The organism is Bacillus sp. FJAT-42376, from assembly GCF_003816055.1.
Taxonomy (GTDB): domain Bacteria; phylum Bacillota; class Bacilli; order Bacillales; family Bacillaceae; genus Metabacillus_B.
Genome location: NZ_CP033906.1, coordinates 3,495,989 through 3,518,997, shown reverse-complemented (window position 1 = coordinate 3,518,997; position 23,009 = coordinate 3,495,989). Strand labels below are relative to the sequence as shown.

Annotated in this window: 31 protein-coding genes and 1 other annotated feature; of the genes, 17 read left to right on the top strand and 14 right to left on the bottom strand. The window is 44.4% G+C overall.

The annotated features are described in order from the left end of the window. Positions 1-32: 32 nt before the first annotated feature. The 5 genes from CEF21_RS17615 to mnmL form a co-directional block, all read right to left on the bottom strand. Positions 33-782 (bottom strand): amino acid ABC transporter ATP-binding protein, encoded by a 750-nt coding sequence (locus tag CEF21_RS17615; protein WP_123918656.1) that lies wholly within the window; start codon positions 780-782, stop codon positions 33-35. 12 nt (positions 783-794) lie between these two features. Next, entirely contained in the window at positions 795-1,478 is a 684-nt protein-coding gene (locus tag CEF21_RS17610) for an amino acid ABC transporter permease (RefSeq protein ID WP_123918654.1), read from the bottom strand. 15 nt (positions 1,479-1,493) lie between these two features. Continuing rightward, positions 1,494-2,282 carry an amino acid ABC transporter substrate-binding protein gene (locus CEF21_RS17605; RefSeq protein WP_123918652.1) on the bottom strand — a complete coding sequence of 263 codons (789 nt, stop codon included), beginning with the start codon at positions 2,280-2,282 and terminating at the stop codon, positions 1,494-1,496. 248 nt (positions 2,283-2,530) lie between these two features. Next, positions 2,531-3,103 (bottom strand): tRNA 5-(aminomethyl)-2-thiouridylate-methyltransferase MnmM, encoded by a 573-nt coding sequence (gene mnmM / locus CEF21_RS17600; RefSeq protein ID WP_123918650.1) that lies wholly within the window; start codon positions 3,101-3,103, stop codon positions 2,531-2,533. Beyond that, positions 3,100-4,065, bottom strand: a complete 966-nt coding sequence (gene mnmL, locus CEF21_RS17595; RefSeq protein WP_123918648.1) for a tRNA modification radical SAM protein MnmL/YtqA — start codon at positions 4,063-4,065, stop codon at positions 3,100-3,102. Before mnmL ends, mnmM begins: the two co-directional genes overlap by 4 nt. 140 nt (positions 4,066-4,205) lie before the next feature. On the opposite strand from mnmL, the gene CEF21_RS17590 reads away from it, so the two are divergent. From CEF21_RS17590 to CEF21_RS17550, 10 genes are all read left to right on the top strand, one after another. Continuing rightward, complete coding sequence (locus tag CEF21_RS17590) at positions 4,206-4,469, top strand: YtzC family protein (RefSeq protein WP_123918646.1); 264 nt, start codon at positions 4,206-4,208, stop codon at positions 4,467-4,469. A gap of 14 nt (positions 4,470-4,483) precedes the next feature. Beyond that, positions 4,484-4,645 (top strand): glycogen biosynthesis protein GlgD, encoded by a 162-nt coding sequence (locus CEF21_RS17585; RefSeq protein ID WP_123918644.1) that lies wholly within the window; start codon positions 4,484-4,486, stop codon positions 4,643-4,645. A gap of 68 nt (positions 4,646-4,713) precedes the next feature. Then, complete coding sequence (locus CEF21_RS21395) at positions 4,714-4,890, top strand: hypothetical protein (RefSeq protein WP_164462236.1); 177 nt, start codon at positions 4,714-4,716, stop codon at positions 4,888-4,890. Between the two features lie 62 nt (positions 4,891-4,952). Further along, positions 4,953-5,171, top strand: coding sequence for a hypothetical protein (locus CEF21_RS17580; RefSeq protein ID WP_123918642.1), 219 nt, complete (start codon positions 4,953-4,955; stop codon positions 5,169-5,171). Further along, positions 5,143-5,433, top strand: a complete 291-nt coding sequence (locus CEF21_RS17575; RefSeq protein ID WP_123918640.1) for a hypothetical protein — start codon at positions 5,143-5,145, stop codon at positions 5,431-5,433. The genes CEF21_RS17580 and CEF21_RS17575 overlap by 29 nt, the downstream gene beginning before the upstream one ends. A 91-nt stretch (positions 5,434-5,524) precedes the next feature. Continuing rightward, positions 5,525-5,914: a GntR family transcriptional regulator gene (locus tag CEF21_RS17570; protein ID WP_123918638.1), complete on the top strand. Its 390-nt coding sequence runs from the start codon at positions 5,525-5,527 to the stop codon at positions 5,912-5,914. Next, the gene (locus CEF21_RS17565; RefSeq protein ID WP_123918636.1) at positions 5,907-6,785 is read left to right on the top strand and encodes an ATP-binding cassette domain-containing protein; all 879 of its coding nucleotides are present in this window, start codon (positions 5,907-5,909) and stop codon (positions 6,783-6,785) included. The genes CEF21_RS17570 and CEF21_RS17565 overlap by 8 nt, the downstream gene beginning before the upstream one ends. Beyond that, positions 6,779-7,723 carry an ABC transporter permease subunit gene (locus CEF21_RS17560; protein ID WP_123918634.1) on the top strand — a complete coding sequence of 315 codons (945 nt, stop codon included), beginning with the start codon at positions 6,779-6,781 and terminating at the stop codon, positions 7,721-7,723. Before CEF21_RS17565 ends, CEF21_RS17560 begins: the two co-directional genes overlap by 7 nt. Before the next feature lie 17 nt (positions 7,724-7,740). Beyond that, complete coding sequence (locus CEF21_RS17555; protein ID WP_123918632.1) at positions 7,741-8,439, top strand: ABC transporter ATP-binding protein; 699 nt, start codon at positions 7,741-7,743, stop codon at positions 8,437-8,439. Continuing rightward, positions 8,429-9,739, top strand: a complete 1,311-nt coding sequence (locus tag CEF21_RS17550) for an ABC transporter permease (RefSeq protein ID WP_123918630.1) — start codon at positions 8,429-8,431, stop codon at positions 9,737-9,739. The genes CEF21_RS17555 and CEF21_RS17550 overlap by 11 nt, the downstream gene beginning before the upstream one ends. A gap of 33 nt (positions 9,740-9,772) precedes the next feature. Here CEF21_RS17550 and CEF21_RS17545 read toward each other — a convergent pair whose 3' ends face one another. Next, a complete protein-coding gene (locus tag CEF21_RS17545) occupies positions 9,773-10,891 on the bottom strand; it encodes an AbrB family transcriptional regulator (RefSeq protein WP_123918628.1) in 1,119 nt (372 codons plus the stop codon). Positions 10,892-11,195: 304 nt separating this feature from the next. Here CEF21_RS17545 and CEF21_RS17540 point away from each other — a divergent pair, with 304 nt between their 5' ends. The 5 genes from CEF21_RS17540 to CEF21_RS17520 all read left to right on the top strand — a co-directional run bounded on the left by CEF21_RS17540 (position 11,196) and on the right by CEF21_RS17520 (position 16,535). Beyond that, the gene (locus CEF21_RS17540) at positions 11,196-12,395 is read left to right on the top strand and encodes an MDR family MFS transporter (protein WP_123918626.1); all 1,200 of its coding nucleotides are present in this window, start codon (positions 11,196-11,198) and stop codon (positions 12,393-12,395) included. Between the two features lie 67 nt (positions 12,396-12,462). Next, on the top strand, positions 12,463-12,654 hold the full coding sequence (locus CEF21_RS17535) for a hypothetical protein (RefSeq protein ID WP_123918624.1): 192 nt from the start codon (positions 12,463-12,465) through the stop codon (positions 12,652-12,654). 321 nt (positions 12,655-12,975) lie between these two features. Next, positions 12,976-13,308, top strand: coding sequence for a DUF4257 domain-containing protein (locus tag CEF21_RS17530; RefSeq protein ID WP_123918622.1), 333 nt, complete (start codon positions 12,976-12,978; stop codon positions 13,306-13,308). 86 nt (positions 13,309-13,394) lie between these two features. Continuing rightward, positions 13,395-13,613, top strand: a binding site (T-box leader). Positions 13,614-13,688: 75 nt separating this feature from the next. Next, entirely contained in the window at positions 13,689-16,103 is a 2,415-nt protein-coding gene (leuS, locus tag CEF21_RS17525) for a leucine--tRNA ligase (protein ID WP_123918620.1), read from the top strand. A gap of 123 nt (positions 16,104-16,226) precedes the next feature. Next, positions 16,227-16,535, top strand: coding sequence for a rhodanese-like domain-containing protein (locus CEF21_RS17520; protein ID WP_123918618.1), 309 nt, complete (start codon positions 16,227-16,229; stop codon positions 16,533-16,535). Positions 16,536-16,688: 153 nt separating this feature from the next. On the opposite strand, the gene CEF21_RS17515 is transcribed toward CEF21_RS17520, so the two are convergent. The 5 genes from CEF21_RS17515 to CEF21_RS17495 all read right to left on the bottom strand — a co-directional run bounded on the left by CEF21_RS17515 (position 16,689) and on the right by CEF21_RS17495 (position 19,411). Beyond that, positions 16,689-16,994, bottom strand: a complete 306-nt coding sequence (locus CEF21_RS17515; RefSeq protein WP_123918616.1) for a DUF3892 domain-containing protein — start codon at positions 16,992-16,994, stop codon at positions 16,689-16,691. A 210-nt stretch (positions 16,995-17,204) separates the two neighbouring features. Further along, positions 17,205-17,423: a hypothetical protein gene (locus CEF21_RS17510; protein ID WP_123918614.1), complete on the bottom strand. Its 219-nt coding sequence runs from the start codon at positions 17,421-17,423 to the stop codon at positions 17,205-17,207. A gap of 180 nt (positions 17,424-17,603) precedes the next feature. Further along, the gene (locus CEF21_RS17505) at positions 17,604-18,140 is read right to left on the bottom strand and encodes an NAD(P)H-dependent oxidoreductase (RefSeq protein WP_123918612.1); all 537 of its coding nucleotides are present in this window, start codon (positions 18,138-18,140) and stop codon (positions 17,604-17,606) included. Positions 18,141-18,176: 36 nt separating this feature from the next. After that, entirely contained in the window at positions 18,177-18,824 is a 648-nt protein-coding gene (locus CEF21_RS17500; RefSeq protein WP_123918610.1) for an SDR family NAD(P)-dependent oxidoreductase, read from the bottom strand. A 161-nt stretch (positions 18,825-18,985) separates the two neighbouring features. Further along, positions 18,986-19,411, bottom strand: a complete 426-nt coding sequence (locus CEF21_RS17495; protein WP_241156702.1) for a MarR family winged helix-turn-helix transcriptional regulator — start codon at positions 19,409-19,411, stop codon at positions 18,986-18,988. 169 nt (positions 19,412-19,580) lie between these two features. On the opposite strand from CEF21_RS17495, the gene CEF21_RS17490 reads away from it, so the two are divergent. Together CEF21_RS17490 and CEF21_RS17485 are read left to right on the top strand one after the other, a co-directional pair. Beyond that, entirely contained in the window at positions 19,581-19,817 is a 237-nt protein-coding gene (locus CEF21_RS17490) for a DUF2553 family protein (protein WP_123918608.1), read from the top strand. 4 nt (positions 19,818-19,821) lie between these two features. Beyond that, on the top strand, positions 19,822-20,001 hold the full coding sequence (locus CEF21_RS17485) for a sporulation protein Cse60 (RefSeq protein WP_123918606.1): 180 nt from the start codon (positions 19,822-19,824) through the stop codon (positions 19,999-20,001). A gap of 311 nt (positions 20,002-20,312) precedes the next feature. Here the strand turns inward: CEF21_RS17485 and CEF21_RS17480 are convergent, their stop codons facing one another. From CEF21_RS17480 to CEF21_RS17470, 3 genes are all read right to left on the bottom strand, one after another. Then, the gene (locus CEF21_RS17480) at positions 20,313-21,263 is read right to left on the bottom strand and encodes an IS3 family transposase (protein WP_123918604.1); all 951 of its coding nucleotides are present in this window, start codon (positions 21,261-21,263) and stop codon (positions 20,313-20,315) included. Beyond that, positions 21,257-21,565, bottom strand: coding sequence for a transposase (locus CEF21_RS17475; protein ID WP_123918602.1), 309 nt, complete (start codon positions 21,563-21,565; stop codon positions 21,257-21,259). Before CEF21_RS17475 ends, CEF21_RS17480 begins: the two co-directional genes overlap by 7 nt. Before the next feature lie 144 nt (positions 21,566-21,709). After that, positions 21,710-22,993: a BaiN/RdsA family NAD(P)/FAD-dependent oxidoreductase gene (locus CEF21_RS17470; RefSeq protein WP_123918600.1), complete on the bottom strand. Its 1,284-nt coding sequence runs from the start codon at positions 22,991-22,993 to the stop codon at positions 21,710-21,712. Positions 22,994-23,009 lie beyond the last annotated feature (16 nt).

Below are 23,009 nucleotides of genomic sequence, written 5' to 3'. Positions count from 1 at the left end.
AAAGCTGCAGAAATCGCTTCTGCAGCTTTTTTTTATCCATTCGACTGAACTTTATTCAGGAACTGAAGGGTACGTGCGTTTTGGGTCTCGTCAAATACTGCTTGGGGGGACCCTGCTTCAGCGACAACCCCTTCATCCATAAAGATGACCAAATCAGCGGCATCTCTCGCAAAATTCATTTCATGCGTCACAATCACCATGGTCATTCCTTCATTGGCCAGGTTTTTCATGACTTTCAGAACTTCTCCCACGAGCTCCGGATCAAGTGCAGAGGTTGGTTCATCAAAAAGGAGCACATCGGGGTCCATTGCCATGGCTCTCGCTATCCCTACACGCTGCTGCTGCCCCCCTGATAATTGGTGAGGGTACATGTCTGCTCTCTCCAGCAGTCCTACTTTTTCCAGCTGAAGCAATGCTTGCTTACGTGCTTCTTCTTTCGAAATTCCCTTCACCGTCACCTGACCCTCCATCACGTTTTGCACAGCAGTCAGATGGGGGAAAAGGTTATAGTTTTGAAAAACCATCCCGGTTTGCTTTCTGAAGGCAGCCGTCACGTTCGAGCGGAGCTTTTGCTTTTCAGCAAAATGAATGGTCTCCGTTCCAAGCTGAATGGTACCTGAATCCGGAACTTCCAGCAGATTCAGGCAGCGGAGAAGCGTGGTTTTCCCTGAACCGGAAGGACCGATGATGACAGCGGTTTGTCCTTTTTCAATGGTTAGATCAATTCCTTTTAACACTTCCAGATCGCCGAAGCGTTTATAAAGTTTATCCATTTTTATCATGCCGGCTCCTCCTTATTTAGCAATTCCGCGTTCATAGCGGTGCTCCAGTTTGGATTGCAGCCAGGTTAGCACGGTACTGAAGATGAGGTAAATAAACGCGACTTCAATGTACATCCATAGAGGTTCATAATATACAGATGCGATTTGCTGGGACTTCTGGAACATTTCCGTAACGGTAATGGTGGCAGCGAGAGATGTATCTTTTACAAGACTGATAAACGAGTTTCCAAGCGGAGGAATAGATACCCGCACTGCCTGCGGAAGAATAATTCTCCGTATCGCCTGTGAGCGTGTCATATTAATGGAATAGGCCGCTTCCCATTGTCCTTTCGGAATAGAAAGAATGGCCGCACGGATGATTTCCGAACTGTAAGCCCCCTTATTTAAGGTGAAGCCGATAACAGCTGCCGTAAAGGGTTCTAATGTAATGCCAACACTGCCAAGCCCGTAGAATAAAATAAACAGCTGAACGAGAAGCGGTGTCCCTCTGAAAATCCACACGTAAAATCCTGATATCGCGGTAAGAATTTTGATATTTGACATTCGTGCCAGTGCTACAAAGAATGCCAAAATCAAGCCAAGGGCAAAAGTAATAAGAGTCAAAGGAATGGTAAAGGCAATTCCTGCTTTTAAAAGCGGAAAAAAGGATTCTGTCAGAATCCCTATAATCCGCTGTGAACGTTCATCGGCAAACATATTCACTCAAATCCTTTACTTGGAGACATCTGTACCGAACCATTTTTCAGAGATCTTCAGGTAAGTGCCGTCCTTTTTCATTTCTGCTAAAGCTTTGTCGACCTCTTCTTTCAGTTTTCCGCTGTCTTTGCGGAAAAGAAACGCATTTTCTGTTGCTTCTTGTTCTTCATACACTTTCTTGATTGGAAGCTCAGGACGCTGTTTCTTTAAATCGAGGTAGGAAAGGCTGTCGTTGATTGTTGCATCGATTCTTCCGGCAGCAATCAAATCGATGGATTGGTTGAAGCCTTCAACCACAGTATTCGTTGCGCCATTTTCCTCTGCAATTTTCCGGTAGTTGCTGTCCAGTGACTGTCCAACTTTTTTGCCTTTCAAATCTTTCAGTGATTTAATTTCATTGTTATCTTCTTTTACAATCAATACAGCTTTAGAAACGATATAAGGTTCAGACATATCGTATTTTTCAAGGCGCTCAGGACGAATGGCTACTTCATTGGCAACCATATCGTAACGTTTGGAATCAAGACCGGCGATCATGCCGTCCCATTTTGTTTCAACGAATTTCGGTTTGATATCCAGACGCTTGAATACTTCCTCGGCAATCTCTACATCAAAGCCCGTCAGTTTTCCTGATTTATCATGAAAGGTGAAGGGTGCATATGTACCTTCCGTTCCGATTGTTACCTCGCCTTTATCTTTAATCTGATCATAAAGATCGCCAGCGCTCTCTTCTTTTTTAGATCCGCATGCAGCTAATGCAAATAAAGCAGCTGCTATGAAAAGAATGGAAAAGATTTTTTTCATCTTTGTAATCCCCCAGTTAGTTGATAGGTTTAATTTATATAAAAAATACTTTTTAAGATTACGGCAGATATTGTCGAAAGTCAACGAAGAAATCTCGAAATTAGTATTTTATTTTGCGAAGCTATTTATACGGGTTATTAATGAAAGTTCTGTTTGATCTTCTTTCCCATTTCCGGTTCGGATCTTCTGCCTTCTGCTGCGGCTTTAATGACTCCAGCGTAATAAAAAAAACCGGCCAAATAGCCGGTTTAACGCTTTTCAATGGCACAAATGAAAGGCGGATTGTTTTTCTGATTGATGAACTGATATTGCATCACATGGGCCTCTTCCTGAGGAAGGCTTTGCAAAAATTCCAAGACGGACTGTTTCTCCAATTTCCCTTCAGGATGTCCATGGTAAATAACAAGAACGATGATTCCTTCCGGCTTCAGCATCCGGAATAATTGCCTGATGCTCTCGATCGTCCCTTCAGGGGAAGTCACGATTTCTTTATTCCCGCCAGGCAAATAGCCAAGATTAAAGACCGCTCCTGAAATGTTCCCGTGATATTCATCAGGAATCAGCTCCTCTGCGAACTCATGGCCTTTATGAAAAAGCGTCACCCTGTTGCTTAACCCTTTATCCTCGAGGTTTCTCCTCGTTGCGTCAATCGCTTCTTGCTGAATGTCAAAGCTGAAAACATGCCCTTCTTCACCCGTAAGCGCTGCAAGGAAAACCGAGTCATGCCCGTTTCCCGCTGTCGCGTCAACCGCGATGCTGCCAGGCTGAACGGCCTCTGATAATAAATTCCGGCAAAAAGGAAGGATTCTGGTCAGTATCATTTCGCAGCCGCTCCTTTTTCATGAAACAGTCGGCCCTGATAGCTGCCGCGCCGTTCCATTTCTGCATCAATGGCGTTTAAGACCGACCACTTGTTCACACTCCACATCGGCCCGATCATTAAATCAATCGGCCCGTCACCGGTAATCCGGTGGACAATCATTTCCGGGGGAATGACTTCAAGCTGATCACAGACGAGCTGAACATAATCATCAAAGGATAAAAATTCAAGCATTCCTTTCTCAAACTGTTTCACCATCGGCGTCCCTTTCAAAAGGTGCAGAAGATGGATTTTAATTCCCTGAACATCAAGTTTCGCCACCTCGAGGGCTGTTTCCATCATCATATCTTTGTCTTCGAGCGGAAGACCGTTAATAATATGGGTGCAAACCCGGATGCCATGCTTCCTCAGCTTACTAACTCCCTCCACATAGGCAGGATAATCATGAGCCCGGTTAATCAGGAGAGCCGTGCGTTCATGAACGGTCTGCAGGCCAAGCTCCACCCAAAGGTAAGTGCGCTGATTGAGCTCCGCCAAATACTCCACCACATCGTCCGGAAGACAATCAGGTCTGGTGGCGATGGATAGTCCCACAACATTCTCAAAGCCGAGAACGGTTTCGAACTTTTCCTTTAATACCTCGAGCGGGGCATGGGTATTGGTGTAAGCCTGAAAATAAGCCATATACTTTCCGTCTTTCCATTTTTGATGCATTTTTGATTTCACTTCATGAAATTGAGTCGTGAGGTCATCCGCCCGATTGCCGGCAAAGTCCCCTGAACCTGCGGCACTGCAAAACGTACAGCCGCCAAAAGCAACCGTCCCATCACGGTTCGGGCAATCAAATCCGCCATCAAGCGCAACTTTAAATACTTTATGGCCAAATGTGTTTTTCAAATGGTAATTCCAGGTGTGATACCGCTTTGTATCACTTGCATATGGAAAAGGGTTGGACTGAATCAAGTCAGAAAAGCCTCCCGAATAAATTATTGTCATTCTGCCATTTTATCACGCCCCTTTTTGGAATGACAAATTTTCTCGGGTGTAATCATGCTGTCATGGTAAACCCTAAAAAAGCTTGAACCATGAGAGGAGCGAGGCAAATGGCAACCCGTCAATCAGTAGAAGAATATATGCAAAAATCCGTCGATGCGTACAATTATGCCAAACAGCAATTTGAGAGCGGCGCTAAGCAAAATCATTATCATGATATTGAATACACCGAAGCTCAAACCATGCTTGAAAATGCTGTAAACGATCTAAATAAACTAACATTAAGCTGTGATGATCAGCAAAAAGAACAGCTATACCGAATGAGACTCCAGCTTCAGGAGCTTCAAAACGAAATGATCCTGCAAAAACATTAAGGAGGCTGTCCAGCATGGCAACCCGTTCAGACCAGAACAACCCGGAGCAGAAGACCAAAATCGCCGGTCAAACGAAAACTGAATTTTCAAAGGAACTGGACCCTGTAGAAAAGGCAAAACAAAAATATGCCAAACAGGGCCAGCCCATTAAATCGAAGCAGCATCCTGAAAACTAAGCGCTCCCTGACCCTTCCCCGTTTTTATTCAATAAAAACGGGGAAGAACATAACAGGAGGCGATCACAATGATGAAAACGTACGTTGTGCAATATACAGATAAAAAAACAGGGGAACGTGTATTTGACGGCCCAGCTTTCGGCAGCGAAGCCGAGGCAATGGAAATGCAAAGAAAGCTCGAAGAAAAAGGCCATATGGACGTTACCGTCGAAAGTGAAAATGACATCCAGCTTGATCGGGAGTAATGGAAAAGCACCTTGGCAGGTGCTTTTTTATTTGGATTGATTGGTTGTGGAAGGGGAGTGTGATGTCCGGGATTGCCGTGAAAACGTGTGATGTCCGGGAACAATGTCCGGGAAGAATGTCCGGGAACACGGGAAAAACGTGCGATGTCCGGGAAGGATGTCCCGGAAGAATGTCCGGGAACACCGGAAAAGCATGCGATGCCCGGGAACAATGTCCGGGAAGACCCGAAAAGGATGTGATGCCCGGGAACAATGTCCGGGAACACCGGAAAAGCGTGTGATGTCCGGGAACAATGTCCGGGAACACCGGAAAAAGCGTGCGATGTCCGGGAAGAATGTCCGGGAACACCGGTAAAGGGTGCGATGTCCGGGAACAATCGGAAAAAGGGTGAGATGTCCGGGAACAATGTCCGGGAACACCGGAAAAAGCGTGCGATGTCCGCGGCACCAGAAAATCACCCGCAGACCGGCATCATCGAAAAAAAAGTATGCGATATCCTTCTCTCCCTCATTTTTTACAAAAAAATCCTCTATCACCGTTGACAAATGTTCTTCAGCTGTATATTGTAATAAGTGTATTAATTATTGTAGTACACCTAATACAGTTCATTCAATTTAAGAAAGTAGGGAGATCATGATACAAATTGATCCTCGCAGCTCGACACCGATTTATGAGCAGGTGGTTCAGAGTATGAAGGAGCTGTGTTTAAAAGGAGCTCTTAAACCGGGAGATAAACTTCCATCTGTTCGTGAATTGGCAACGATTATTATTGCGAATCCAAATACAGTCAGCAAGGCTTACAAAGAGCTTGAACGAGAAGGAATTATCGAAACGCTTAGAGGCAGGGGTACGTTTGTTTCAGAAAACGTGAAAATCAAACTGGATAAGGGGAAGATGGAGATGCTTAAGGAGCAGCTGAAAACTTTGATTATCGATGCGGCATACGCAGGTGTGGATATTAACGAGCTCCATGAGTGGATCGATGAAATTAAGAAAGAGGTTGGGGGAAAGAAAGATGCTTGAAATACGGAACCTGTCTAAGAGAATGAATGGGGAAAGCATTCTTGATGATGTTTCATTCAGCCTTGAGGCCGGGGAGATTTTTGGTCTTTTGGGGAGAAACGGATCCGGAAAAACGACTCTTTTAAGGCTGATACAGCAGATTCTTCTTCCTGATGCGGGAGAAATTTTATACGATAATCAATCGATTGCAAAGCATCCGGATGTGAAGAGAAAAATAACCTATGTCCCAATCCGGAATGGGTTTTATGAGCGGTATAACTATAAACAGCTCGTCCGGATCTTAAAACCGATGTACCCGGATTTTGATGTAACGTATGCGAATGAATTGATGAATCGCTACAACTTATCGGAAACGAAAAAATACCGCGATCTGTCAACCGGATTGAAGAAGCAATTTGCTTTAATCATGGCGTTTGCGATGAGGCCGGAAGTGATTTTGCTGGATGAACCGACGGATGGAATTGACGCGGTGACGAGGCATGATGTTTTGGAATTGATGATTGATGAGGTAGCGAATCATAATACGGCGATTGTGATCACGTCGCACAGGCTCGAAGATATCGAAAGGATTTGCAGCCGGATTGCCTTTCTGGAAGATAATACGGTGTCCAATATGGTGGATATGGAGGATGTCAAAGAAGATTATCTGAAGGTGCAGCTTGCCTTTGAACAGGATCATCATCTTGAAATCCGTGAGAAGGGACTGCCGGTTCTCGACCATACGGGTGTGTTTTATACGGTTTTGCTGGAGAAAAAGAATGAGGAACAAAGACTTTGGCTTAAGTCGCTGAATCCTAGAATATGGAATGAGCTTCCGGTCAGCCTGGAAGAAGTGTTTATTGCAAAGTTTGGAGGGAAACGCAGATGGTAACAAACGGACTCTTATTAAAGGAAATGAGGCAATCGATTACAGGCCTTATTACAACTTCTGCTGTTCTTATAATTTATTTGCCCTGGATGCTCTTAAACTCTTATTCAGCCTATTTAAAATACGGTGATGAGGTTTTTCATGTCAGTTTGATGGATACTGGTTTTAACGGATTTGTCATGATTCTTCCATTTATCCTCGCCATTAGCCAGATCGGAACGGAAAAGCAAAGAGGCAGCATGGATTTCACCTTATCTCTTCCCTATTCGAGAGGATCTATTTTTTGGACGAAGTGGCTGATAGGATTGGGGACCATTTTTGCGGGTCTGGCTATCTCCTATCTGATCAGTTCAGGTATTTTATTCTTTACCGATGCTGTTATTGACGGAAGTATGACCAGGTATTATTTTTATACATTTCTATCTGCCGTGATGATTTATACTCTTGTGTTTGCAGCAGGGTGTTTGACAGGTACATCCTTTGCTCAGGGGCTGGTGGCGGTGAGTGTGCTTTTGCTGCCTGTACTGGTTTTTTCCGTTGTAGGGATGAATTTAGAAGTGTTTGGAGATGCTTCAGTTATTTATAGCGATCGTTTGATGGAACGTGTGGGTCTTTTCTCGGGGGTCACTACCTTTCTATATCAAGATAAGGGGAGTTATGGAGATTTTGTTGTTCCTCTTCTTCTGACCATTCTTTATACGGCAGTGGGATATTTTACTTTTCGTTATCACCCGGCTGAGAGAACTGGCTATTTCTTTCTATGGAAGAAACTCAATCTTCCTGTTTTCCTCATCGTGCTTTTCCTTGGTACGTTCGGATTTGCGGGATTCGGATATATGGTTGGCAATGAATCGTTCGTCGGTTATTTTTCAGGGTTAGTAATAGGTGCAGCTTTCGGAGCAGCCCTGGGCTACTTTTTTATTTATAAAAAGGCAAGATAAAAGGGAGGGAGTACAAGATGATTCAGATCAGCAGCCTATCCCATTCCTTTTTTGTGGGAAAGAAGGGCAAAGAGCGGGAGATTCCGGTCCTTACCGGAGTTTCCCTGGATATAAAAAGAGGAGAAATCGCGTCGATTGTCGGACGGAGCGGATCGGGTAAATCAACGCTTCTGAATTTGATTTCGGGCTTTATGAAGCCGGTGGATGGCAGTATTCTCATTAATGGGCAGGATGTAACAGCGTTTAATGAAAAGCAGTGGGCGGAGTTTAGACTGGAGAATTTCGGTTTCATTTTTCAAAATTTTCAGCTAATCCCAAGCCTCTCAACCTTTGAAAATATTGCTCTTCCATTAACGTTAAAGGGTGTAAGTGCAGCGCAGCGGAAGATGAGAGTAAATGAGATGCTCAGCCGGGTCGGGCTTTTGGAACAGGCGAATCATTTTCCGAATGAACTTTCAGGCGGACAGCAGCAGCGGGTCAGTATTGCAAGAGCCTTAATTTTGAACCCGCAGATTATCCTTGCCGATGAGCCGACGGGGAGTCTGGATTCGGAGACAGAAAAAGAAATTCTTGCCCTGATTCAGCAGCTTAACCGTGAAAAGGGAATTACATTTTTTATCATTACTCATGATGATGAAGTGGCGGAAATCAGCCATAAGCGCTTTAATCTGCATGATGGGGTTCTGCTGAACGGGGGTGTTCCGGTTGAAGTTTAAAGATCAGATCGGGTTTGTCCGCCAAAATATTAAGAAGAACCGCCTCCGGGTATTTATGACGATACTAGCCACAACGATGGGCTGTTCGTTTTTGATTGTCCTTGCTTCAGTAGGTTTTGGATTTCAAAAGTCCGTAACAGACGAAATCAAGAAGCAGCAGATCCTGACCGAAGTTCAGATTGCAGGAAAGCAGGACGGAGATGCTTCAAGGCCAATCAATGATCAGATGATAAAGGAAATAGAAAAAGAGGACCATGTGAAGGCCGTTGTAAGAAGAAATATCATAAATGTACCGGTCAAAGCGGAGTTTGATGGGAGAACCGGGGAGAATTTTACTTCTATCATTACTGATATGAAAGAAGAGAAAAAAGGAAACTTATCTCTTGACCGCGGCAGAATGCCGAAAAAGCCGAATGAAATCGTGGTCGGCTATCACTTCGGAAAGCAGCTTTTATCACAGGAAGAAAAGCTCCAGCTTGAAAAGTACAACACGGATCCGGCCAGTGCAAAAAGGCCTGCCGGATACAAGGGAGATTTAATTAATAAAGAAGTAACGTTCATCTATACAGCAGAAAACGGCAAAGAAAAGTCCTATTCGTTCATCATTTCAGGAGTTGCGAAAAAACCAGCACGTGATTATATGGAAGATACGAATGTAATGATTGGAAAGAATAAGTTGAAAGAACTTGCCCCGCTTGTCGATCCACCCATTGACCTGAATAAAGAGGTGACCTATAACCAGGTGAATGCGTACGCCTCTTCGATTGATCAGGTGGACGGGCTGACAAAATCTCTCAAGGAAAAAGGATATCAGGTATTTTCCATTACTGAACAGCTTGAAGGAACCAATCTGTTTTTTACAGCCTTTAAAATCGGATTGATTTTCGTTGGCACGGTTGCTGTACTGATTGCCTCCATTGGAATTTTCAATACGATGACAATGGCCGTTACGGAACGCACCCAGCAGATTGGCATCATGAAAGCCATTGGTGCACAGCCAAACATGATCCGCCGGTTATTCCTGATGGAAAGTGCGTGGATCGGGGTTGCCGGTTCTGTGATCGGAGTCGCCATTTCTTACGGTGTAAGCTGGGCGGCAAATAAAATTGTTCCCCTTATCCTGCAGTCGACAGCTGGAGGGGGAGAAGGAAGCTTCGATATGCAGATTTCCTACATCCCGGTTTCCCTTGTGCTCATTGCTTCAGCCATCAGTATTGGCGTGGCGGTTCTTTCGGGACTCCGGCCGGCTGTTAAGGCAACGAACATTGATGTACTGTCTGCTTTAAGACGCGAAATTTAACCATTATGAAAGAAAAAAACCAGTTAGGGCAGCCTAACTGGTTTTTTGTTCGTTGCTTTTAGACGCTTCTGAGGCGAGACTGCTTTTTAGTATAGTCCTGAAAATAACCCTGATCAGCGGGGGCACGGCAAGGAAGATAAACAAAATCCGGAACAGCTGATAACAGACGACGATGGAAAGATCCGCATTTACTTCCCTTGCAATGAGCGCCATTTGGTCCATACCGCCTGGGGAAAGGCTTAAAAACGCACTCACAAAATTAACGGGGTGGAGGGCTGTAAGCAAAATACTTAAGCCGATTGAGCCTGCAATCAGCAGGGTGCCGCTCATGAAAGAGAGGATAACCATCTTTCCCTTGTTTTTTAAGTTTTCAGGCTTCAGCATCAGTCCGATATAAGCGCCGATCATCAGCTGGGAGAGGTTCAGCATTCCCTGAGGGAGAGGCGGTCCGTCATAGCCTGATAGATTAAGAATAATCGTCACAATCATTGGTCCAAGCAAGAAGGCTGTCGGAAGTTTTGCCTTTTTCCCGATCAGCGCAGCTGCTATACAAATAAAAGCAAATACCCAAATGTGAGGGAACAGTTTGTCCCAACTTGCCGGATGGTTTACTGCAGGTCCAAGCGGATTACTTCCCGGTTGGGAAATGAACGGACTGAAAACAATCAGCGGAACAAAGAAAACAATCATCATAAGGCGTGAAACCTGCAGGAAGGTGACAGCCGTAATGTCTATTCCCTTCGTTTCTTCAGCGAGCGTAACAATCTGACTGAGTCCGCCGGGGATACTGCCCATTAAGGCTGTGGGAAAAGAAATCCCGGATAGTCTGGATATAGTAAAAGCAATGATGGAAGAGAAGAGCAATAAAAGTGCCGTCAGCAGAATCATAGATGGAAGCTGCTGCCCGATTTGCTGCAAAGCCTCCATTGTAAAGGATAATCCAATCGTATATCCTATGATGATCATTCCGGTATTTCGTATCTGCTGGGGCCAATGGAGTTGAACAGGCTGATAGACTTTTGAGCCGGCCAAAACGAAGACCATTGAACCAATCAGCCATGGAATTGGCATATGAATAAGCTGAAATAGGATTCCTCCCGCTACAGCGTAAAGCAGTGTCAGCAGAAATGAAAACCATTTTTTGTTTTGCACGGTTGCATTCCTTCTTTTCTTCTTTTTGCTGCCCTCTATCTATTAAGTATAGATTTTTTTCCATCCGATTGCGAATTCCATACTTTAGGAATGCAATTCAAGCATATGCATACTAAAGCCTATTATCTTGAAAAAACGTAAGCAGGGTGCAGCCTGTTTTTTTCTGTTAAATGGATTATTTATCAAACCAATTATCTGAAATGTCTTTTAATTCCTTTTCCGGTAAACTTCTGTTGAAAAACGCGCCAAAACCCCATACACTACTTAGTGGAAAAGAAAGATTTATATAGAAGGAGGGGTTCGTATGCCGCGTTCCCTATGGCTTCTCGTAATTGGGATGATCATTAATGTAACCGGGGCTTCTTTTTTATGGCCTCTTAATACGATATATATACACGAAGAGCTGGGGAAATCTCTGACTGTGGCCGGACTGGTTCTAATGCTGAACTCGGGGGCAAGCGTCGTCGGGAATCTTGCAGGGGGAGTCCTTTTTGACAAAATGGGAGGTTTCCGCTCGATTTTGCTTGGAATTGTGATTACCCTTTCAGCTCTTATCGTCATGATTTTCTTCCATTCCTGGCCTTATTATGTTATTTTGCTTGCGGTTATCGGATTCGGGTCCGGGATTGTTTTCCCCGCTATGTATGCGATGGCTGGAAGTGTATGGCCTGAGGGAGGCAGAAAATCATTTAATGCGATTTATGTGGCCCAGAATGCCGGAGTAGCGATTGGATCTGCTTTAGGAGGGCTGGTTGCATCGATTTCCTTTCAGTGGATCTTTACAGCGAACGGCCTGTTGTATGTGCTCTTTTTTTTGGTGGCATTTTTCGGATACCGAAATATTCAGGGGGAAACCATTCATGCTTCAACCGTCGTGACCAAAAAGCCCGCTGTAAAAGACAGAACCAAATTTACAGCACTTGCCACGCTGTCTGTTGCCTACCTGCTGTGCTGGGTAGCTTACGTGCAATGGCAGTCTACGATTGCAGCGCACACACAAACCTTGAATATTGATTTGAAGCAATACAGCTTTCTCTGGACCATTAACGGTTTATTGATTGTTCTAGGCCAGCCGCTGCTTGCTGCTTTCGTGAAGCGATTTGCCAGAACACTGAAATCCCAAATGCTGATCGGTATGGGAATCTTCATGGTGTCCTTTGTCATTGCCGCTTCAGTTCAAGAATTCACAGGATTCTTAGCCGCGATGATCATTTTGACCATTGGAGAAATGCTTGTATGGCCTGCTGTGCCTACCATCGCAAATGACCTGGCCCCAAAAGGAAGAGAAGGCTTTTATCAGGGGTTTGTAAACAGTACAGCAACCGCCGGAAGAATGGTGGGACCGCTGCTCGGCGGAATTCTGGTAGACGTGTTCAACATGCCGGTCATGTTCGCTGTTCTGATCGGACTGCTTGTTATTAGCTTCTTCATTACGATCGTATACGACCGCCATATTAAATACCTTACAAACGAAGACTTTTCTGCCGATTCGGCAAAAGGGTAAATAGAAGCCTGAGATGGATGTTTGATCCTTCTTGGGCTTTTTTTTGATGGGGGGCTGGTTGAGAATTATGGCGCCAGTTGCACCCCCTATAAAATATTTTGGAGAAGGAAGTTTGGATTTCTACAATGGTAAAGATTTTTGGGCTGAAGGTGAAGTACCTATTTCGTATACAGTTATAAATCTTACTGAGAAAAAGTCAGGTGAAACTCCATTATTTTTACAAAGGATCTCAGATTTTAACAAACCTTTTTTAAATTGATAGGAGTGGAAGGGGGAGACTCCTTCGGGTGAAGCGGGACAGGTGAGACCCCTCAGGCGCAGAGCGCTGAAAAGGCTCATTGGCCGCCACGCGGAAAGCGGACACCTGCAGCGGAAATCAACCAGCATAATTCCTGTTTTAAGTCGGTCTTCTCTAATTAGTACATTTGTTCGATATAGAAAATAATTCCAATTAATCAGGCGGTATAAACATTTATTTTATATAATGGAAATAAAAAAGCCTTTCCCATCCCCGTGGGACTGCCGGTCTGTATTTTTTATTCCGCTTTGCCAGAATAAAAAAGAAAGAATGGTGGTGTAATTGACAGCTCAACTTTTAATTGCCAGTATCATTGGAGGCATAATGGGGATTGTGAGCCACATAAAAAAAAGGGGGCGTCTTGAAAAACCGAGAATGACGAAGCGTTTTATTTATCTTGGCTTCTATGAAGACTTTGCCGTCGGAACGATCGCGGCCATCATGCTCGTTCTCTCCTCAGAACCGCAATCCTCTTTTCAGCTAGTTTTGCTTTCCATCATCGCTGGATACAGCGGGGAAGCGGTACTAAGAAGCTTTGAATTCTCCACTCAGCAAGAACAGCCTGAAGGTCCCCCAACTAAAAACTGTCCAAGTCACAAGCCGCCCCTCCCTTAAGGACTGCCTCTTTTCAGGCAGCATTCCCTAAAAAATCTTAACCAGCTTGCATATCCCTCAAATTTTTTATAAAATAGCAGTAGAATAGTCGAACGGAGATAAGGAGCAGTAGTGAACAGGATGCACCACAGAGAGCTGACGGCAGGTGGAAGTCAGCAGCAAATGTTCATGAACTCGCCTTTGAGTTTGCAGATGCGAAAGAAATCAGTAGTGTCTGCCGTGCATTCACGTTACGAATGTCAAGCGAGTGTAGTTTGTATACACTAATTTGGGTGGTACCGCGGGAGAAAGCTCTCGTCCCTTTTTACAGGGACGGAGCTTTTTTTATTGTTCACGGCCGCGTACTCGATGTCCGTTCAGCGAAAATAAGGAGGATGTATATGAGTTTCAGTCATAAGAAAATCGAACAGAAATGGCAAAAGCACTGGCTTGCCAACAAGACATTTAAGACAGGGGAGGAACCGAACCGCCCTAAATTTTATGCATTGGATATGTTCCCTTATCCTTCAGGAGCCGGTCTTCACGTAGGGCATCCGGAAGGATTTACGGCGACAGATATTCTTTCCCGCATGAAACGGATGCAGGGGTACAATGTTCTTCATCCAATGGGATGGGATGCATTCGGACTTCCTGCCGAACAGTTTGCCCTGGATACAGGAAATGACCCGGCAGAATTCACGGAAAAGAACATCAACAATTTCAGACGCCAAATTCAGGCGCTCGGCTTTTCTTATGATTGGGATCGCGAGGTCAACACGACGGATCCTCATTACTATAAATGGACACAGTGGATTTTCCTTAAGCTTTATGAAAAAGGCCTTGCATATATTGATGAAGTAGCAGTGAACTGGTGTCCGGCGCTTGGAACCGTGCTTGCGAATGAAGAAGTCATTGACGGGAAAAGCGAGCGGGGCGGACATCCGGTTGAACGCCGTCCGATGAAGCAGTGGATGCTGAAAATCACTGCCTACGCAGATCGATTAATTGAGGATTTGGATGAAGTAGACTGGCCGGAGAGTATTAAAGAAATGCAGCGCAACTGGATTGGCCGTTCAGAGGGGGCTCACGTCCATTTTGAAGTAGATGGACATGACGAGAGCTTCACCGTTTTTACAACAAGACCGGATACTCTTTTCGGTGCAACGTATGCGGTCATTGCTCCTGAGCATGCGCTGGTGAGCAAGATTGTTACAGCTGACCAAAAAGAAGCGGTGGATGCTTATATCAATCAAATGAAATCCAAGTCCGATCTGGAAAGAACAGATCTTGCCAAGGATAAAACCGGTGTCTTCACAGGTGCATATGCCATCAACCCTGTAAGCGGCGAAAAAATGCCGATCTGGGTGGCAGATTACGTCTTGATCAGCTACGGTACCGGGGCAATTATGGCGGTGCCTGCCCATGATGAACGGGATTATGAATTCGCTGTGAAATTCGAGCTTCCGATTAAAGAGGTTGTTCAAGGCGGCGATGTAACGAAAGAAGCTTACTCCGGCGACGGGGAGCACGTGAACTCTGAATTCCTGAACGGAATGGGGAAAGAGGAAGCGATTCAAAAAATGATTGAATGGCTTGAAGAAAACAGCAAAGGCGAAAAGAAAGTAACGTACCGCCTTCGTGACTGGCTGTTCAGCCGCCAGCGCTACTGGGGCGAGCCGATTCCAATCATTCATTGGGAAGACGGCACCATGTCCGCTGTTCCAGAAGCAGAGCTTCCGCTTGTGCTTCCGAAAACAACGGAAATCAAACCGTCCGGTACAGGTGAATCACCGCTTGCCAACATTTCTGAGTGGGTGAACGTAACAGATCCTGAGACGGGGAAAAAAGGTCGCAGAGAAACAAACACGATGCCGCAATGGGCGGGAAGCTGCTGGTATTACCTGCGCTACATCGATCCAGCGAACGAAAATCATCTGGCCGATCCGGAAAAAATCAAACAATGGCTGCCGGTTGATACGTACATCGGAGGAGCTGAGCATGCGGTGCTTCACCTTCTATACGCACGTTTCTGGCACAAGTTCCTTTACGATATCGGCATGGTTCCAGCGAAAGAGCCATTCCAAAAGCTGTTTAACCAAGGAATGATTCTTGGTGAAAATAATGAAAAAATGAGTAAATCCAAAGGCAACGTTGTCAATCCGGATGAAGTTGTGGAGAGCCATGGCGCTGATACGCTTCGTCTGTACGAAATGTTCATGGGGCCGCTTGAAGCGTCCATTGCCTGGTCTGAAAAAGGACTGGACGGAGCAAGACGCTTCCTTGACCGCGTATGGAGATTGATGATTGAAGATGATGGAAACTTGACTCCGAAGGTTACAAACAGCGGAAATCCTTCTTTAGAGAAGGTGTACCACGAAACCGTGAAAAAAGTGAGCGAAAACATCGAAGGGCTCCGCTTCAATACGGCGATTTCGCAGCTTATGGTATTCACGAATGATGCCTATAAAGCAAATGAACTTCCAAAAGAATATATGGAAGGCTTTGTGAAGCTTCTTTCTCCAATTGCTCCCCATCTTGCAGAAGAGCTATGGGAAAAGCTTGGTCATACAGACACCATTTCATATGAAAAATGGCCGGAGTATGATGAGTCCAAGCTTGTAGAGGATGAAATCGAAGTCGTTGTTCAATTCAACGGCAAAGTGAAAGCAAAGCTTCTCGTTCCTGCTGAAGCAACGAGAGAAGAAATGGAGAAACTTGCACTTGAAGATGCTAAAGTAAAAGAGCAGCTTGAAGGCAAAACCATCCGTAAAGTCATCGCCGTTCCTGGAAAATTGGTTAATATTGTGGCGAATTAAAAGAAAGGCATCCGGATTTCATCCGGGTGCTTTTCTCGGTCTGTGCAGCCATCCGGCAAATTAGCATGGGATGGCTTCCCCTGCTATAATAAAATCATTATGAATGTAGGAGCTGAACAGAAGATGATCAAAGAAATTTCTCCAGAAGAAGTCCGTCAAAAATTGCAGAACGGTGAAAAACTTGAATTAATCGATGTGCGCGAGGATGACGAAGTAGCTGAGGGCATGATTGCCGAAGCAAAACATATTAAAATGGGCGATATTCCTGCAAGAGCAGGCGAGCTGGATAAAGAAAAAGAATATGTTTTCATCTGCCGCTCCGGTAAGAGAAGCGAAAACGTTGCAGCCTACCTTCAGGAACAGGGCTATAAAGTGGTCAATATGACAGGCGGCATGCTCAGCTGGAAAGGCGAAACGTCCCCTAAGCATTAAGTATCGCAGTAAGAAAACAGTGGAATGGAATCCCCCCGGCATGCCGGGGGGTTTTTGTGTCCTCATGGAACGGGTTAGGGAGCGGAAATCATCCAAAACAGACGAAATGTAAAAAGGGGAGGAAGCAGTAAAACGGGTTTACAGGACTGCTCATTAAAAAGAGGGCAAGTGATCAAGGTTATTTTCTTTTATGCCATCAGGCTCACTTCGAATGATATCCCGGCCATACTTATGAAAGACATCCACATGAGCAAGCTTTCCTGCTTTTGCTTCATTAAGCGCACTAATATAATCCAATTCTCTCCCGCTGCTCGTCTTAAAAGCGATGAGATCTCCGTCATCGTTTTTGCGGACAGCGGCAATGTGTTCTTTTTCTGAATGGGTTTCTTCCGATTGAGCCATGGCAGCTCCCTTATGAAGGTATTCTTCATAAATTTTTTGAAAGTCTTTATTTTCCATGATTTTCACCGCCAATAGTTTTTGCAATTTTTAAAGCCTGTTCCAAGTTATGCTGAAATCAGTTCACAGCTCCAGTAGCTGCTGATGATTGTATTTTGGCCTGTTTGTTTTTTTCTTATTAATTCCCGAATGAAATTCCCGATGAGTAAGAACGAAAAAACCCTCTCACGGGTGATTAATCCATGAAAAGGGTCCGAAAACAACTTTCTTTTACCTTTTTTTCTTTTTCTTATCGTCTGCAGCAGCTTTGTTTTTGACAACGCTTTCGAAAACCACATACACGTTCACATTTCTGTCATCCACACTTCTCACTTCCGCAACCTGTCCTTTGCGTCCTTTGATTTTTAAATCATCCCCTGCAGCAGGAACAGCGGTAAGCAGCTGGCTTAATACGATGTTTTTGTCTTCAATGAAATGAACGGCAAACATTCGGCCTCACCTGTTTCATAGAATGGATTTTTTAATGATTTCCTTCCTAAATCGTATAGGTCAGCCGTGTTATTTAGAACCGTTTTATAAAATGTTTAATCTTGAATCCATAGTCTTCTTGGACATGCAGCAAAATTAAAGCCTGTATCATAGATGATTTCATCCTGATACAGGCTGTGTTTAGCGCTTTCGTATATTTGGCTTTATCACATACGCAGCAAGTGCTTCTGCGCTTTCCTGAAGTTTTTCTTCGTCCAGTGCCATCATCCCCTGCAGTAAAAAGGATGGAAGGAAATGCATTCCGCAGAGATTGGCTGTCGCCTGAAAGGGACGAGTCAGCTCACTCATCGAATAGTGATTGTAGCCTCCGGATTGGTAGGCTTCAGCAGGTCCGCCTGTAGAAATGGCGAGCATAAACTCTTTTCCGTGCAGTTTCGTTCCTTCAGACCCGTAAGCGAACCCGTATGTTAAAACCATGTCCTGCCATTCTTTTAATAGAGCCGGGGAGCTGTACCAGTAGAATGGGAATTGAAAAACAATGCGGTCATGCTCCAATAAGAGCTGCTGTTCTGTTTCCCGGTCAATTTTAAAATCAGGGTAAAGAGCATATAAATCGCGGACTGTTACCTGTTTTTCTTGCTGAAGACGGTTCATCCATACTTTGTTGACCTTTGATTGCTCCATGTTTGGATGGGCGGTTAAAACTAATGTTTTCATTTATATCACCTTTCTGATGTTAGTATTAAAATCAATTTATTTTTCCTGGAAGAAAACTTCCTGCTCGGTTTGATTTTCATACATGCCATAAAATGCATCAGCAATATGATCAGCTGAACACCATGTACCTTCTTGCACATAGCCATTAACAAGCAATGTGCCCACATAAATCCCTTTAGGCTGCAATTCCTGATGCAAACTGCCGGCCAGGCTTCTTATCCCGGCTTTGCCGATGGACAGGGAGGCAAGATCGGCATAAGGCTGAAGTGCCAGGCCGCCGCCTGTCAAAAGAATTGCCCCATTTTTCATAAATGGAAGGACTTCTTTCACGCTGGCAAGTGCTCCAGCAACGCTTACTTTAAAATCAGACATCAAATCATCTATTGTTAATTCTGTTGGTTTCCCAGGCTTTCCTGAAGCAGCATTATACAATAGAACATCCACTTTTCCAAAAGTTTTAATGACGGAACCGATGGCTGATTTTAAGGATTGTTCTGATGCTAGATCTCCAGGAAATCCGTTTGCCTCAATGCCCTCGCTATTCAATTCATTCTCGTACTGTTGAAGTGACGCTGCATTGCGGGCAATGAGGGCAATTTTAAATCCTTCCTTACCAAATTTTCGTGCTGTGCTTAGGCTGATACCTGTTCCTGCTCCTGCTATCAGCATGACTTTTTCAGACATGTAGCGACCTCCTCATAATATTATTAATTGTATATACAAATGAAAGGGTAAATTTTTTTACAGGCTGATGAAGAATGGTTTGTTTCTTTGTTTGTACATGCAACTATAAACGGAACTCTTTAATGAACTTTTATCCTATTCACTAAAGAGATTGTGTATCATTACCTTTCGAGCTTGTTTCCGGCTTCATGGATTAATTGATTCAATGCTTTTCCTTCATCGTCTCCTAAAATATCTGAGTACGCACGAAAGAGAATTTTCCAGCCTTCTTTAATGTCTTCCAGAATGGCTTTTCCATCTGCAGTCGGGTGATTCAGCGATCTCTTTCCATCTGCTCTTCGTTCAGTGTATCCCTTTTCCACCAATTTATCTACAAAACGGGTGATGGTGGATGGCTTTAAATGAAGCGCTTCTGCGAGCTCCGACTGTGAAATGCCGGGCTTCTCTATGACAAGCATCATGAGGAAGGCATGGGTCGGAGAGAGCCCGGTCCTTTTAAAGGCATCCTCCGCCATCTTGGTGATTGCGCGGGACAGCTTATTAACTGTGAAGTACAGACAATTATTAAAATATTCATCAATCAGCATGATAAAAACTCCTTTTGTTTGTACATACAAATTACAATGGATTTGGATGTTTGTCAAGGAATCTCATTAATAAATTTTCTATTCGTGAATGATTCAGGAAAACGGATATTGAAAGCGTTAACATAAATAACCCCCTTTTTCATACATTGAGGTAAGGGAGGGATGGGCGATGAGTGAATACCATATGCTCGATATCACGAAGCGCGTTACGGCGAAGGTAAGTGAGGACCTCATTGAATTATTTTGCGGGAAAAATCCAATCGGCTGGCTTGTCATAAACGAAGAGGGCAAGCAATATGATTTAATAGAAGGGTTTGTCTTTGAAGAAGGACGGATTTATAAATTGTATGAACGAAACTGCGGCCAGCAGCAGTATGCGGAGGGCTGCGATTTAGGGTGGTGCTGATGCAATGAAGGTGGCTGTGTTTGATGAAGAACACGAGAAAGACCTGGAAAAAGAGGTTAATCATTTTTTATCCAAATTAGATGATGAACAGCTTGTGGACGTAAAGTTTTCAGTTGCTGCTTCCTGTGATGCGGAAGGAGAGCAAGTGTACTGTTTCTCTGCGATGATCTTATATCGAACGTGAGAAAAGGCCGCTTGCTTATTTTTTATGCGGAATATTGGGGTGCAAGTGATTACTTAGTAGGCAATTTGGCTGGGAATATAGATGGGGCTAGTTTATATTCGAACAGAATGGACGGGAAGACGGATGTATTCGCTGAAATTTGGATGCTTTCGGATCGGGTTGGGGGAGCACTCTCTTTGAAATTTCAGGATATCGACGGAAATTTGGATATATCGACGAAAATCAGAATATATCTGCTATTATTTAAGGATATCGGTTGAGCCCCCTAATTTTGGACACGCTCTTCCGAATTCTAATGTTTTCTCCGTTTTTCAAAGAGCGATCTTTCTAGGTTTTACTTCACCCTTTTTATGTTTCTGAAAATAGACAGCTGGAGGCCAGTCCTCAAGGCTTCCATGCAGTCTTTTGTTATTGTAAAACTGAATGTATTCCTTCACGACTTCATTGGCCTCTTCGAATGTCTGGAATTCGTGCCGCTGGTAACACTCTCGTTCGAGGACGCTATGAAAGGACTCGATATAAGCATTCAAATTAGGTGACTTTGGAGGAATTCGTTCATGCTCCAGCCTTTCTTTGTTTTCCAGGCAGAACTCTTGAAATTGGATCCCGATAAACTGGGGTCCATTATCGGTTCTAAGCACCAGCTTCTCTTCGCCGGAATTTTCTATTTTACGGGCTCTCAGAGCCGTCTTAAGCATTTTTGTGATATCTTTCCCGCCACATGTTCTCCCTAAATAAAAGCCGACAATCTTCCGATCGTACACGTCTATCGCGCTTGCCAGGTAGAAAAAACGCTCTATGCCTGGGATGTATCCATATTTGATGTCAATCTGCCACATTTGATTTGGACCTGTGACGATTCGATTCCTGGCAATCTTTCTGGGGTACTTATTGTTTCGAATTTTTAAAGGGAACAGGATCCCCATTTCCTTGCACAGACGGTACACCTTCTTTTTACTGATGGTCAGATGGTGCTTCCGTTTTAGGCAGCTTGTCAGTTTCCGATACCCATAGACCGCCTCCATACCACCGATCAGCTTGACCAGGTACGCTTTGATTTGCTCGTCAGATACACGTTTTCCTTTTGAGTCTAAGGAAAAACCGGGGATAGGCCTTCCGCCAGCTACCCTTTTCGCCGGAATGGGATTGGCCTGTTGATAATAGTAAGTGGACTTAGATATTCCCACAATGTTGATTACCCGAGTGACCGCAAACCCGGCTTCTACCCATTCTTTTGCGAATTCGACTTTATCGGTTAACATTTCGATTTTTTTTTTATCATTTCTCGAAGCATTTCAACTTCTAGCTCTTTTTCCCCTAACAGTTTCATGGCTTGATCATATTTTTTCTGGATCTCATCCGTACCAGAGTTTTCAGAAAGGGGAGAGACACCCTCCATTTTCATCTCTAATTCGACTTCATCCCGATACTGGCGCACCCACCCTGACAGAGTAGAAGGAGCTACTGATAATTTCCTGGCTAGGCAAGCCGTAGTGCCGGACGCTAATGCCATTCTGACATATTTCTTCTTTACGTCCTCAATCGGACCATTCTTTCTCTTCATCTTGGCCTCATCTCCTCTGCCCTCATTATATTTAGAATGAGTGGAGGTGTCCAAACTAGTTAGGGGGCCTGAGAGATATCGACTTTTCGACGAAATTCGCTAATTCCCGCCGTTCCCTTTATTCAAACCACAAAAAGCCCGGTATTATACCGGGCTTTCGTCCTTCTGTCTTGCATATAGTGCGGCATTCTGTCCGGCAAGTTTTCCGGTAATGAGTGCCGCTGTAATATTGTATCCGCCTGTATAGCCATGAATATCGAGAATTTCTCCGCAGAAGTAAAGGCCCGGCATCAGCTTGGAGGCCATCTCCTTTGGATGGATTTCCTTAACGGAGACCCCGCCTCCTGTAACGAATGCTTTATCAAGCGGCAGAGTGCCATCGACCTTAAACTCAAACTGCTTGCATGATTTAGCGAATGCTCTTAGCTTGTCGTGAGGAATTTGTGCGTAGGTTTCACCCGGATCAATGGATTGCTGTTCCAGTAAAAATAATAAATATCGTTCAGGCAGCAGCCCTTTATAGAGATTCTTAAGGGCTCTTTTCGGTTCTTCTTTTCCAAGCTTCACGAGCTCCTGAAAAATTTCTTCTTCTTTTCGGCCAGGCAAAGCATCAATGGAGACTCTGACATACTGCGCATTGAACTTCTTCATCGTTTTCACGATATATTGGCTGCAGCGGAGTACCGCAGGTCCTGAAATACCAAAATGGGTGAAGAGCATGTCCATTTTATGTGTAATGACCGTTTTTCCTTTTGGATTCAGCACACTTAAGCCCACATCTCTTAAAGCGAGACCTTGAAGCGATTTATTTTTGATAAAGGGTTCGCTTGATGTGACAGGAACTTCGGTCGGAAATAAGTCGGTGATGGTGTGTCCGGCTTTTTCGGCCCAGGCATATCCATCGCCCGTGCTTCCCGTGTGAGGAACGCTTTTTCCGCCGACGGCAGTCACGACGGCAGAGCCCGCTATAAACTCACCGGTTTTCAGGGTGATTCCCTTCACCTGATGGTTTTCATATTCGACTTGCTTAACCGGCTCGTTGACTCTGATTTGAACCTTTAATCTTTTCAGCTCGGTTAGCAGCGAATCTACGACAGACTGAGCCTTGTTTGACACAGGGAACATCCTGCCATGATCTTCTTCCTTCAGTCCGACTCCAAGTCCTTCAAAAAAGGAAATGATATCTTCATTGCTGAATTCAGAAAAGGCACTGTATAAAAAACGGCCGTTGCCGGGAATGTGTTTGATTATTTCTTCAACGGGGAGCCGGTTCGTTACATTACACCGTCCGCCTCCGGATATAGCGAGTTTCCGGCCAAGCTTGCTTCCTTTATCGATCAGGAGAACTTTAGCCCCCTTGCTGCCTGCAGAAATGGCAGCCATCAGTCCTGAAGGTCCTCCCCCAATAACGATTACATCGTATTTCATCTTTTCACAACCTTTA